At 56.3% G+C, this 12,263-nt stretch carries 10 protein-coding genes; 5 read left to right on the top strand and 5 right to left on the bottom strand.

All coding sequences use genetic code 11. From position 1 onward, the window contains the following. Positions 1 to 198: 198 nt before the first annotated feature. Complete coding sequence (locus ACODS3_RS24860; protein ID WP_201006205.1) at positions 199 to 378, top strand: PA1571 family protein; 180 nt, start codon at positions 199 to 201, stop codon at positions 376 to 378. A gap of 68 nt (positions 379 to 446) precedes the next feature. Here the strand turns inward: ACODS3_RS24860 and pdxB are convergent, their stop codons facing one another. The 3 genes from pdxB to rlmM all read right to left on the bottom strand — a co-directional run bounded on the left by pdxB (position 447) and on the right by rlmM (position 3,044). Next, positions 447 to 1,586, bottom strand: a complete 1,140-nt coding sequence (gene pdxB, locus ACODS3_RS24865; RefSeq protein ID WP_201019933.1) for a 4-phosphoerythronate dehydrogenase PdxB — start codon at positions 1,584 to 1,586, stop codon at positions 447 to 449. Positions 1,587 to 1,652: 66 nt separating this feature from the next. Further along, on the bottom strand, positions 1,653 to 1,907 hold the full coding sequence (tusA, locus tag ACODS3_RS24870) for a sulfurtransferase TusA (protein WP_201006201.1): 255 nt from the start codon (positions 1,905 to 1,907) through the stop codon (positions 1,653 to 1,655). Positions 1,908 to 1,961: 54 nt separating this feature from the next. Next, a complete protein-coding gene (gene rlmM / locus ACODS3_RS24875) occupies positions 1,962 to 3,044 on the bottom strand; it encodes a 23S rRNA (cytidine(2498)-2'-O)-methyltransferase RlmM (RefSeq protein ID WP_201006199.1) in 1,083 nt (360 codons plus the stop codon). A 159-nt stretch (positions 3,045 to 3,203) separates the two neighbouring features. On the opposite strand from rlmM, the gene acnA reads away from it, so the two are divergent. The 3 genes from acnA to ACODS3_RS24890 all read left to right on the top strand — a co-directional run bounded on the left by acnA (position 3,204) and on the right by ACODS3_RS24890 (position 8,509). Next, positions 3,204 to 5,948, top strand: coding sequence for an aconitate hydratase AcnA (gene acnA / locus ACODS3_RS24880; RefSeq protein WP_489036712.1), 2,745 nt, complete (start codon positions 3,204 to 3,206; stop codon positions 5,946 to 5,948). A 94-nt stretch (positions 5,949 to 6,042) separates the two neighbouring features. Next, entirely contained in the window at positions 6,043 to 6,834 is a 792-nt protein-coding gene (locus ACODS3_RS24885; protein WP_489036714.1) for a CPBP family intramembrane glutamic endopeptidase, read from the top strand. A gap of 109 nt (positions 6,835 to 6,943) precedes the next feature. Further along, complete coding sequence (locus ACODS3_RS24890) at positions 6,944 to 8,509, top strand: methyl-accepting chemotaxis protein (RefSeq protein WP_201006194.1); 1,566 nt, start codon at positions 6,944 to 6,946, stop codon at positions 8,507 to 8,509. Between the two features lie 77 nt (positions 8,510 to 8,586). On the opposite strand, the gene ACODS3_RS24895 is transcribed toward ACODS3_RS24890, so the two are convergent. Continuing rightward, positions 8,587 to 9,264 carry a hypothetical protein gene (locus tag ACODS3_RS24895; protein WP_489036716.1) on the bottom strand — a complete coding sequence of 226 codons (678 nt, stop codon included), beginning with the start codon at positions 9,262 to 9,264 and terminating at the stop codon, positions 8,587 to 8,589. A gap of 562 nt (positions 9,265 to 9,826) precedes the next feature. On the opposite strand from ACODS3_RS24895, the gene ACODS3_RS24900 reads away from it, so the two are divergent. After that, a complete protein-coding gene (locus tag ACODS3_RS24900; protein ID WP_236250254.1) occupies positions 9,827 to 10,294 on the top strand; it encodes a hypothetical protein in 468 nt (155 codons plus the stop codon). A 49-nt stretch (positions 10,295 to 10,343) separates the two neighbouring features. Here ACODS3_RS24900 and ACODS3_RS24905 read toward each other — a convergent pair whose 3' ends face one another. Continuing rightward, the gene (locus tag ACODS3_RS24905) at positions 10,344 to 12,236 is read right to left on the bottom strand and encodes an autotransporter outer membrane beta-barrel domain-containing protein (protein WP_489036718.1); all 1,893 of its coding nucleotides are present in this window, start codon (positions 12,234 to 12,236) and stop codon (positions 10,344 to 10,346) included. Positions 12,237 to 12,263 lie beyond the last annotated feature (27 nt).

The raw sequence follows: 12,263 nt of genomic DNA on the forward strand, positions 1-12,263 counted from the left end.
CATTAAACCTGTATGGGGGGCAGGAAAGCCAAGCGTTATGACGCCTTGCTTCTCTTCTAGAAAGGATCGATCTAAGCAAATACTGGCGGTTTTATATCATTTCTGTTGCACTGGGACTCCGCTTGCGACTGGAAGTGTCACTGCACGGTCATCAAACGCGGGTAGTTTAGATGTAACACCTGATCAAGGAGAAAGACTATGAACGTGCAAGAAAGCAGCAATCAAGTCCAGGTCGTTCGATCCACCCCCGACCTCTCTGTAGGTGGCGCTGTGCTCGACAAGGATGGACACGAAGTCCTCATTACCGAAGAAATGGTTCAGGCTGCCTGCCAGGAATGCGAAAAGTTCTGGGTCACGCCTGCAAAGCAGAATAATTAAGCATCACCCCATTTTTCAGAACCCGACCCAGTGTCGGGTTTTTTCTGCCTTGAATCCTGTGCGCCTGTTCAGACAAGCGATGCACCCAGCGCCAAGACCATCTGCTTCAAGGCCTGCGAATCGCCTTCCAGCCGGACTTTCAAACCCTCGATTTCCCGACGTGGCGGGTAGTGCTTGCGCAAGGCATCGAAAGCCAGACGCTGGCTGGCGGTATCGTTCACCAGGCTGCGACGGAAATCGGCATCGTCGCGACGCGGATCATAGACACCCCTGCACAGCATGTTCAGTGCCCAGACAGGATCGGTTTGCCCGTCCAGGCTGACTTGCGCCAGCCAGGGCCGAGGCAGCAGATCGTCCAGAAGAATGGTTGCCGGCTGATCGAGAAAGGCACAGAGCGCCTGATAGATCTGCGCGGTTCCACGCTGCCTGCCATCGAGGCTGTAGCCTGCAATATGCGGCGTGCCGATCACGCACAGATCCGCCAGCGGCACGTTGACCTGAGGTTCGCCTTCCCATACATCGAGTACCGCTTGCAGGTCTTCACGTTCAAGCAGGACATCATGCAGCGCAACGTTATCGATCACTGCACCACGACTGGCATTGATAAGCCAGGCACCCTGCCTGAGCTGAAGTAACCGCGACTTATCGAACAGATGCCAGGTTGGCTGCTCCCCCACCCTGGTCAAAGGCGTGTGCAGGCTGATGACATCGCAGCGCTCAACGATCTCATCCAGGCTGACGAACTCGCCGCCCTCGCCAGCCCGAGGCGGATCACAGACCAGTACGTTCCAGCCCAGAGCCTTCAACACCTTGATCAGGCGGCCACCCACCTGACCTGCACCCACGACACCATAAGTGCGCTGCTTGAGGTCTGCACCTTCGATTTCGGCCAGGGTCAGCAAACTGCCCAATACATAATCCACAACGCCTCGGGCATTGCAGCCAGGAGCGCTGGACCATTGAATGCCCGCCTGCTGGAAATACTCCAGATCCAGATGGTCCGTCCCAATGGTGCAGGTCCCGACGAAACGCACCGGGCTGCCTTCAAGCATCGTGCGGTCAACGTTTGTCACCGAGCGCACCAGCAGGATATCGGCATCGGCAACCGCGGCCCGATCGATAGAGCGCCCCGGCAGACGGCGTATCTCGCCAAAATGAGCGAAAAAGGCATCAAGCAGCGGGATATTTTCGTCAGCGACAATGCGCATGAAAGAGTCTCTGGTAACTGAGGGATAACCCGTAGTGAAACACGGTTGCGGCAGGTAAAACCTGCCTCAATCCTGTTTCTTGCGAATCCAGTAGAGAAAAGTACCGCCATCGGTCTGTTGTTCGACCAGTTCATGCCCTAGAAACACACAAAACTTGGGAATGTCACGACGGGTCGAAGGGTCCGTGGCGATCACCTTGAGCAGGCCACCGGCATGCAGGTCACGAACCTTCTGATGCAACATCATCACAGGTTCAGGACAATTGAGGCCGCTGGCATCCAGGGTTGCATCAACAGGCTGGTTTTCGATGGGTTCAGACATGAGGCACTCCAAAAACTGGCGGCAATTGTCGCTCAATTGATTCAATCAGGCCAATCAGCCCTTGCGCGGGCGGGCTGGCTTGGCAACGTCCAGCCTGCGCAGGTGGCAGGTCACTTCTTCGCGGTCGTGATAAAGCTGCTTGCAGCCAATCGAAACCCTGACACCACGCGCCTGGAACCCTTCCTCGATACGATCAAGCAGCCGACGCACTTCAGCGTAACGCTGCTTCATGGGCAGTTTGAGATTGACCACGGCCTCACGGCACAGCCCCTCTCCCAGCCAGGTTTCCAGCAAGGCGGCGTTACGTGCCGGTTTTTCGACGATGTCGCAGACCATCCAGTCCACTGTCTGGCGAGGCTTGTAGGTAAAACCATCGGCCATCAAATGCTGCACCAGACCGGTATCCATCAGGCTTTCGGCCATCGGGCCGTTATCGATGGCCGTCACCAGCATGCCACGACGCACCAGTTGATAGGTCCAGCCACCCGGCGCCGCCCCCAGGTCTACGCCGGTCATGTCGCTGGACAGGCGCTCATCCCACTCCTGACGCGGGATAAAGTGATGCCAGGCCTCTTCGAGCTTCAGGGTCGAACGGCTTGGCGCTTCACGAGGAAACTTCAGACGCGGAATCCCCATGGGCCACATCGCCGAGTTATCTGCCTCGGCCAGACCGAGAAACACCTCTCGGCCACTCTTGAAGGTCAGCAACAGACGCGGCTTGCGCGAATCGTCCACCAGTTTGCCCGCCTGGGTCAGCGCCTTGCGCAGCGGAGCCTCGAATTTCTTGCAGAAATTCGACAGTTCCTTGCCATCGTTGGTGTCGACCACTTCCAGCCACACGCTGCCGCAGACAGGAAAACTCGCCATATGAGCCAGGATCACGCTGATGCGGTCGGTTTCAGGTAAATCGAGAAAGACTCCCCGAGCCCACTGCCGAGGGAAGATCAAGCGATCAAAACGCTGACCGCTCATCAGACGCTGGGCACCATCCTCTTCAGTGCAAATGAACTCGGCACAGGCCGTATCGGGCTTGGCCTTGGCATAACCTGCCACGTTCAGGCGTGCAGCATGGTCGGATATCTCCGAACAGACCTCGCTCTCAAAACCGGGTCGACAATGCATAAACAGCGTATTCATGGTGACTCACGGCCCCGCAGACTTGAAAGCCGCTCATGATAGCCCAATCAGGAACCACTGGCGCAGCCCGACAGTCCACAGAATGACGAGCCTCGGACTGCGCTCCCGACCTGTTGCATGGAGCCAGTACCGCTTGCATAACTCTTTAAGGAGTCATTCATGCCCTCCCTGGATAGCCTGAAAAGCCTGAAAACACTCGAAATCGATAACAAGACCTATCACTACTTCAGCCTGCCGGAAGCTGCCAAATCATTGGGTGACCTGGACAAGCTGCCCATGTCGCTCAAAGTGCTGCTGGAAAACCTGTTGCGCTGGGAAGACAACAAGACCGTCACCGGAGCCGACTTGAAGGCCCTTGCGGCCTGGCTGACCGAACGCCGTTCGGACCGCGAAATTCAGTACCGCCCGGCCAGGGTTCTGATGCAGGACTTTACCGGCGTGCCCGCTGTGGTGGATCTGGCCGCAATGCGCGCCGCCGTGGCCAAGGCCGGTGGCGATCCACAGCGTATCAACCCGCTATCGCCGGTTGATCTGGTCATCGATCACTCGGTCATGGTGGACCGGTTTGGCGATCCCGACGCCTTCAGCGACAACGTCGATATTGAAATGCAGCGCAACGGAGAACGTTATGCCTTCCTGCGCTGGGGCCAGAGCGCCTTCGATAACTTCAGCGTCGTACCGCCGGGCACCGGAATCTGCCATCAGGTGAACCTGGAATACCTGGGCCGCACGGTCTGGACCAAGGAAGAGGATGGCCGCACTTATGCATTCCCCGACACCCTGGTCGGCACCGACTCCCACACCACCATGATCAACGGCCTGGGTGTGCTGGGTTGGGGCGTGGGCGGGATCGAAGCCGAAGCGGCCATGCTCGGCCAGCCGGTGTCGATGCTGATCCCGGAAGTGATCGGTTTCAAACTGACCGGAAAGCTCAAGGAAGGCATCACCGCGACGGATCTGGTGCTGACCGTCACCCAGATGCTGCGCAAGAAAGGCGTGGTCGGGAAATTCGTCGAATTCCATGGCGACGGGCTGGCAGACCTGCCGCTGGCTGACCGCGCAACCATTGCCAACATGGCACCCGAATATGGTGCAACCTGCGGTTTCTTCCCGGTGGATGATGTAACGCTGGATTACCTGCGCCTTTCCGGCCGCCCGGATGAAACGGTGAAGCTGGTGGAAGCTTATTGCAAGGCGCAGGGCCTGTGGCGACTGCCTGGCAAGGAGCCTGTGTTCACCGACAGCCTGGAACTGGACATGAGCACTGTACAGGCCAGCCTGGCCGGGCCGAAACGTCCGCAGGACAGAGTCGATCTGCCTGCCGTCGCCCAGGCATTCGATGACTTTCTCGGCCTGCAGGTCAAACCTGCCCGCACAGAAGAAGGTCGCCTGGAAAGCGAAGGCGGCGGTGGCGTGGCCGTGGGCAATGCCGAACAGCTCAGCGGCGAAGCTGAATATGAGCACAACGGCCAGACTTATCGCCTGAAAGACGGCGCAGTCGTTATCGCGGCCATTACGTCCTGCACCAACACCTCCAACCCCAGCGTGATGATGGCAGCCGGGCTGGTGGCGAAAAAAGCAGTGGAAAAAGGCCTCAAGCGCAAGCCTTGGGTAAAAAGCTCGCTGGCTCCCGGCTCCAAGGTCGTCACCGATTACTACAAGGCCGCTGGCCTGACGCAATACCTTGATGCATTGGGCTTCGATCTGGTGGGTTATGGCTGTACCACCTGCATCGGTAATTCCGGGCCACTGCTGGAGCCCATAGAGAACGCCATCCAGAACTCGGACCTGACCGTGGCCTCGGTATTGTCCGGTAACCGCAATTTCGAGGGCCGCGTACACCCATTGGTCAAGACCAACTGGCTGGCGTCACCACCGCTGGTTGTGGCCTATGCCTTGGCAGGTAGTGTGCGCATCGATATCAGTAGCGAACCATTGGGTGAAGGTTCGGACGGCAAACCGGTTTACCTGCGCGATATCTGGCCCAGCCAGAAAGAAATCGCCGAAGCGGTAGAAAGCGTCAACACCAGCATGTTTCACAAGGAGTACGCCGAGGTCTTTGCCGGTGACGAACAATGGCAGGCCATCGAAGTCCCTCAGGCGGCCACCTATGTCTGGCAGCCGGACTCCACCTACATTCAGCACCCGCCGTTCTTTGCAGACATTGCCGGCCCTTTGCCGGTGATCGAAGATATTCAAGGCGCACGAATCCTGGCACTGCTGGGTGACTCGGTTACCACTGACCACATTTCCCCGGCGGGCAATATCAAGACTGACAGCCCGGCCGGACGCTACCTGCGCGATCAGGGCGTAGAACCCAAGGACTTCAACTCCTACGGATCACGTCGTGGCAACCATGAAGTGATGATGCGCGGCACCTTCGCCAATATCCGCATTCGCAATGAAATGCTGGGCGGCGAGGAAGGCGGCAATACCCTTCACGTACCCAGCGGCGAAAAGCTGGCCATCTACGACGCTGCCATGCGCTATCAGGCAGAAGGCACACCACTGGTGATTATCGCAGGCCAGGAATACGGCACCGGCTCAAGCCGCGACTGGGCAGCCAAAGGCACGAACCTTCTGGGCGTAAAAGCCGTCATCGCCGAAAGCTTTGAGCGGATTCATCGCTCCAATCTGGTCGGGATGGGCGTGCTGCCCCTGCAATTCAAAAATGACCAGAACCGCAAATCCCTGAAGCTGACGGGCAAGGAGACACTGGAAATCAGCGGGCTGACACATGCAGAGGTGCAGCCGGGCATGAGCCTGACGCTCAAGATCACCCGGGAAGACGGCAGCCAGGAAAATCTGGACGTACTATGCCGGATCGACACCCTCAACGAAGTGGAATACTTCAAGGCAGGAGGTATTCTGCATTACGTGTTGAGGCAGTTGATTGCGTCCTGACGTCGTGAAAATGATGCCTGGCCAATATCTATTGATACCGCACACGCCCGCTGGAAACCCCTAGAATCTCCGCTTTTGCTTCAGGAGATTCTCAATGGCACCAAGGCTGTGGGTATTTTTCGGCCTGCTTGGCCTCGGCTACTCCATTGCCCTGTTTTACGGGCAACTGGAGTGGCCCGCGGCCCTGGCTGTCGGCGTTCTGCTTATTGCAGGGCTTTGCGCAAGGCAGTCAGGAAACAGGCTTGTCCGCGGGCTTGGGCATGCCACCTTCATTGTCACGGGCATTGCGCTGGCCAGCCATCTGTTGCCCGGTTTCAACAACGCAAAAGTGTTCGACGCGGTTCGCTTCAGCCCTGAAGCCGCGCCCTTCTCCATGTCCCTGAATCTGGACAAACCCCTGATCGGCTTCTGGATACTGCTGTTCTGCCCCTGGATACTGGCGTCAACAGGCGTTGCCCGCTCGCTGAAAGTCGCAGCCGGCACGCTGATCGCCACCAGCGTACTGTGCATGACAACGGCAATAGCCCTCGGGGTAACCGGCTGGTCTGCAAAATGGCCGGAGCACGGCACACTCTGGCTATTGAATAATCTGCTGCTGGTGACATTGACCGAAGAGCTGTTTTTCCGCGCTTATCTGCAAGGTGCATTGCAACAATTTTTTAACAAACTATGGTTTGGTAGCACACTTGCCATCAGTATCGCTGCCATACTGTTCGGGCTTGCCCATGTGGGCTCGGGATGGCAATGGATATTGCTCGCGAGCCTGGCTGGGGCAGGTTATGGCATCGCTTATCGGTTCGGTGGCCTGCTGGCCTCGGTGATCACTCACCTGGGGTTGAATCTGGTGCATTTCGGCCTGTTCACCTACCCGATGCTCAATCGATAAGCATTGATGGATGACAATGAATCGCTAATCATTTCGCTTAACAGGCTCAATTTACAGGTAAGTTTGCCGATAACTCTCCGAAGCCTATTGGATCGAAGGACCGAAAGCCATGCGTAACAACCAGCCAATCACTCAACGTGAGCGGACATTTCCTGCTGAACAGCGGTTGATTTCTACCACCGATACCAAAGGCGTGATCACCTACTGCAACGAGATTTTCCAGGAAGTCTCCGGTTTCAGTCATGAAGAGCTGATAAAGGCTCCGCATAATCTGGTTCGTCATCCTGACGTCCCTCCGGCCGTTTTCGAGCACATGTGGACCACTCTGAAACGTGGCCAGCCGTGGATGGGTATCGTCAAGAACCGCTGCAAGAATGGCGATCACTATTGGGTCAACGCCTATGTGACGCCAATGTTCGAGAACAAGCAGGTGGTTGGCTTCGAGTCCGTGCGTGTCAAACCGACCGCCGAACAGATCAAGCGTGCCGAAGCGCTGTATGCACGAATCAATAAAGGCAAGTCGGCCATTCCTGGCCGCGATAAATGGCTGCCGGTGCTGCAGGACTGGCTGCCGTTCATCCTTGTCAGCCAGTTGAGCTTCATGATCGGAGCCTGGCTCAACTCTCACTGGGGCTTCATTCTGGCCGCCGTATTGTCCGTGCCGCTGGGCCTGCTCGGCCTGACCTGGCAGCAGCGCGGTATCAAGCGCCTGCTGCGTCTGGCAGAACAAACCACTTCGGACCCGCTGATCGCGCAGATGTATACCGACAGCCGAGGCCCGCAGGCCCGTCTGGAAATGTCGATCCTCAGCCAGGAAGCACGGCTGAAAACCTGCCTGACCCGCTTGCAGGACACCGCCGAACACTTGAATACCCAGGCACGCAAATCCAACTCGCTGGCCAATGCAAGCTCTTCCGGGCTGGAGCGTCAACGGGTCGAGACAGAACAAGTGGCAACCGCGATCAACCAGATGGCAACCACCACCCAGCAAGTCGCCAGCCATGTGCAGCGGGCAGCCGATGCCAGCCAGCAGGCCAATCAACTGACGCTCCGTGGTCGTGATATTGCCGGGGAAACCCGTGACGCGATTCAACGCTTGTCCACTTCCGTGGGCGAAACCGGCCTGACCGTCACGCAACTGGCCAAGGACAGCGATGAAATCGGTGGCGTGGTCGATGTGATCAAAGGCATTGCCGACCAGACCAACCTGCTGGCACTCAACGCAGCCATCGAAGCGGCACGCGCCGGGGAAATGGGCCGCGGCTTTGCCGTGGTAGCCGATGAGGTGCGTCAGTTGGCGCAACGCACGACTGAGTCCACCGGACAGATCCATGGCCTGATCGCCAAACTGCAACAGACTGCCAATAATGCCGTGCAGACCATGAACTCAGGCCATCGTCAGGCCGAGGAAGGTGTTGCGCGGGTACTGGAAGCCGACGAGGCGCTGGTGGGCATCAGCGAAGCGGTCGCCAACATCACGGACATGGCCACTCAGATCGCCACAGCCACCGAACAACAAAGCTCGGTGGCCGAAGAGATCAGCCGCAATATCTCCACCATTGCCGAGCTGGCCGACCAGACGTCCGACGAGGCTCATCGCTCGGCAGTGCTCAGCGCCGAGCTGACCGACACCGCCAATTCGCAATATTCGCTGGTTGAACGCTTCAATCGATAAGCCTGCACGGAAAAAGACAAGCCCCGGTAAATGCTGATTTACCGGGGCTTTTTTACGAGATTTGAAACAGTGCGGCCTTATTTCACCTTACGGGAAAGGTCATCGAGGGAGCGCTTCACATTACTCAACTCACTCTGCTGACTGCTGAGGTCACGCTTGAGGCTGGACAGCTCACTTGAGCTGGAGCTGCTACTTGACCCTGAACTACGCTTCAAGTCATTCACCTGCCCCTCAAGCCTGGCCACGTCGCGCCCATGCTCATCGACCTTGCTCTTGAGGCTGGACAGTTCACTTGAGCTGGAGCTGCTACTTGATCCTGAACTACGCTTCAAGTCATTCACCTGCCCTTCAAACTTATCGATGCTGCGGCTCTGCTCATCAAGCTTGCGCTTGAGAGTTGAAATTTCACTATCACTGGAACTGCTGCTTGAAGCAGAAGCCTTGCTATTGCGCTTGAGTTCTTCAATGGCCTTGGCCTGTTCCTCGACAACTTTCTTCAAACTTTCCAGTTCACGGGTATTACTGTTCGTGCCTGCCCTTATCTCCTGAATATTGCCAACCGTGAAATCCGAGTTACGCAAGGCAGTTCCTCTACCGAACTCGGTAAAGCTGGTCACGATATTATCGGAACTACTGGCACGGGAAGAATCGAGTTCAACAGCGGCATTGGCGTTTGAAAACGCCAGGCCGCCAATCAATAAAGCAAGGACGCGAACACGGGAAACAGCACGAGGGATTTTGAAGAAACCAGCCATGATCCAAGTTCCATGCGAGATGCCAAAGTGGCACATTGATATGATGCTGTTTTCTTCAAATAGTTCGCTGTCTGCCCAACTATTTTTTCACACTCCCAGCCACGCCCATCAACCAAAACCCTTAAACCTGAGCGCCTGCAGCAGCCTGAGCCTTGCGCCCCCCATAAAAACTACACTCATTCAAGTATTGAACCACGGAGCATAAATTCATTTGAATTTACAGCCATAAAATATTTTAGAAGGACTTTTCTGATAGAGGTGTATGTAGCTTCCATGCGCAGTAAAAAACACGCCAAACCCACAACAATCTTGTAACTGCAACTGAAACCTATTTCAAAAAATTTCAAACATGCATCTTCTTTAAACAACGCATCACGCTCTATTACGCACCATTACCAGCGACCCGCCCGCTCTGAAACTTTATTTGTAACAGCACATCATCAAGCACTCTATTCAGGCATCGACCAGGCCACTCGTTTGACCAGATTCCTGTCTGTATTTTTAATGTCCACACCCCCCAGCGCCTCATCCAGAACATTAAAACTTTCATACAGGCACCCCAATGGACAAACCTACTCAAGACGACATACTGCCGCCAACCGATAAAACAAAAGCCTTGCCGGAACAACCCTGTATATCGTCCAGCCTCAAGGCACCGATAGTGCCGTCCATCAATACGGATGCGATTACCTGCGAACAGATTCATGCCGGTATATCCATTCATATCCCCTACTCGCCACTGATGCAGCGTGAGGACCTCATCGTCTTCTATTGGGGCCTTCACCAATCCTCAACACCACTGCTTCATCCTTTGGGTAGAAGCACCATCGTGCGAATACTGTGTATTACCTACAACCTCATTCCCTACGCTCAATACGGCCCAGTGGATATCTACTATGAAATACATCGCGCCAACCATTTGATCGGCACTTCGCCCGTCCTGCGCGTAACGGTCAACAAGCATGCGCCGATCACTCCCAGACAACGCCGACGTAAACGCAGCATGAAACGTCGTCACCCGGGCAAATGAAAAAAGCCCCCGGTGATCACTCACCGGGGGCCTGATTGACGGGGAACACTCAGAACGAGAGTCGCAATCCTACGTTGGCTCCCCAGGGTTGCTCGACATGCTTGCCTTTCATGTAATCGAAGTCAGCATGCAATTGCAGGCGCTCTGACAGTGAGACCGAAACACCCGCCCCCACCTCGGCACGCGAACCGAACAGGTTGTTATCGAAGCGCGAGTCGTTGACCTTGACGTCATTGCTGCGGGAAAACTCCTGGGCGGCCGCCACACGCAGATAAGGCTGCAACACACCGCCATCCTTGAGCGCGATATTGCGTCCCACAGAACTGCCGACCTTGCCTATAACCGACCGGGTATCACCGTTTTTCGCCTGCAGGCCATTGTCCATGCGGTACTTGCCACCTTGAACAACAACACCGGCCAGTTGGGCGAAAGGCTCCAGGAAGTAATCGTCGGCCAGCGCAATATGCCGCCCGAACTCCACGGATGCACCCACTCCCGTATTGCTGTAATCACCCTTGGCCTTGCTGGTGTCACTCATGGCGACATCGGACTTGTTACGGAAGCTGTTGAACTTGAGTACGCCGTCCAGATAGTACCCATCATCCAGCAGCCAGGTGCCATAGCCACCGACATAGTAGCTGCTGACCTTGCCCGTGGTGCCACGGTTCAGGTCCAGATCGGAGGTGCTATAGCCACCCATGACACCCAGCAATAACTGACCATGGCTGACCTCAAGCGGCGCATCGGCACCCAGCGACAGACCCTGATGCTTGTGCTGATACTCGACACCATCACTGGTGGTGGCATTGAAGCGATTGCCATAGGCACGCATCCATCCGCCTCCCTGGCCGCTGGCACGCACCTCTCCCATCCGGCTGCGCAAGGTCGACAACTCGCTCATCCAGATGACTGGCGCAGCATTGAACAGCGCCAGAGCGGTACTGGTTGAAGGGCTGATGGTCTTGTTGCTGCCAACAATGAACCAATCGTTGCCCTGCTGCTCCAGCAAATAGGAATACGCCCCAAGGTCGACCCGACCACCGATCAGGCTGAACTGCGCATTGCCGCCTTCGGTATGCACGACCTTCAAGGGCTCCATGTCTGGCGATACCACCTCAACGCCGGTATTACGGATATGCAACCCGAACTCGCCATTGGCCTGTCCGTTCACATCGAGCAGATCCCCAACGCCGTTGTCCAGATCGACCCGCATGCCAAAGAAACCATTCCCGGACAGTTCGCCCAACGACAAGGTATGAAACCCGTCCTCGCCAAAACTCACGCCACCGCGCTCCATGCTCAGCGACTCGATGGCGTTGTCACCGACCATTTGCCAACGAGCGCCAGAATCAACAGCCAGGCTATTGCCATTGATGATATCGCCGGTGAGCTGGGCCTGATTCTGCAAGGTGACGTTCAAGGTGCTGCTGTCATCGGCAATCAAATTGCCGGTAAGGTTGCTGTTGTCGACCTTGAAATTAGCCGTACTGCGGTCAGCGACCTCCAGAAGGTTACCGTTGCCGGAAAGCAGGGTTGAGCCATTCTGGACGGCTATATCGACGATCGCACCAAACTGATCCGACTTGTCGATCCTGATCGCTGCGCCATTGATTCCTTCGATGATCGAATGATCGATCACAGCAGTGCTGGTGACACCGGCATTGCCATTACCAGGGATAAACACCCCTTCAATGATTCTGATGCCATTTCTATCACCGCGAATATGGCTTGATCCCGTAATGACCGCATCGCCTCCTGACACGAGCAGCCCTTCCCCGTACCTGCCATCGGCCGAAACCGCGCCATAGACCCTGGTATTACTCATTTCAAGCCGACTTAGCTGGCTCAAGCCTATGCCATAGCTGACACCGGATATATCACTGTCACTCACCGTGGCCCATGATCCTGGTTTGGCAGTCCCCGTCGAGATCCCGAGTAACATGCCATAGTCCAGATTATTCCTTATGGT

This window comes from Pseudomonas sp. FG43 (genome assembly GCF_057809175.1).

What these genes read in the sequence shown, in the direction of transcription:
- ACODS3_RS24860 (WP_201006205.1), top strand. Translation starts at nt 199, where the DNA reads ATGAACGTGCAAGAAAGCAGCAATCAAGTCCAGGTCGTTCGATCCACC.
- rlmM (WP_201006199.1), bottom strand. Translation starts at nt 3,044, where the DNA reads ATGAATACGCTGTTTATGCATTGTCGACCCGGTTTTGAGAGCGAGGTC.
- ACODS3_RS24885 (WP_489036714.1), top strand. Translation starts at nt 6,043, where the DNA reads ATGGCACCAAGGCTGTGGGTATTTTTCGGCCTGCTTGGCCTCGGCTAC.
- ACODS3_RS24905 (WP_489036718.1), bottom strand. Translation starts at nt 12,236, where the DNA reads ATGTTACTCGGGATCTCGACGGGGACTGCCAAACCAGGATCATGGGCC.
- ACODS3_RS24895 (WP_489036716.1), bottom strand. Translation starts at nt 9,264, where the DNA reads ATGGCTGGTTTCTTCAAAATCCCTCGTGCTGTTTCCCGTGTTCGCGTC.
- pdxB (WP_201019933.1), bottom strand. Translation starts at nt 1,586, where the DNA reads ATGCGCATTGTCGCTGACGAAAATATCCCGCTGCTTGATGCCTTTTTC.
- ACODS3_RS24890 (WP_201006194.1), top strand. Translation starts at nt 6,944, where the DNA reads ATGCGTAACAACCAGCCAATCACTCAACGTGAGCGGACATTTCCTGCT.
- ACODS3_RS24900 (WP_236250254.1), top strand. Translation starts at nt 9,827, where the DNA reads ATGGACAAACCTACTCAAGACGACATACTGCCGCCAACCGATAAAACA.
- tusA (WP_201006201.1), bottom strand. Translation starts at nt 1,907, where the DNA reads ATGTCTGAACCCATCGAAAACCAGCCTGTTGATGCAACCCTGGATGCC.
- acnA (WP_489036712.1), top strand. Translation starts at nt 3,204, where the DNA reads ATGCCCTCCCTGGATAGCCTGAAAAGCCTGAAAACACTCGAAATCGAT.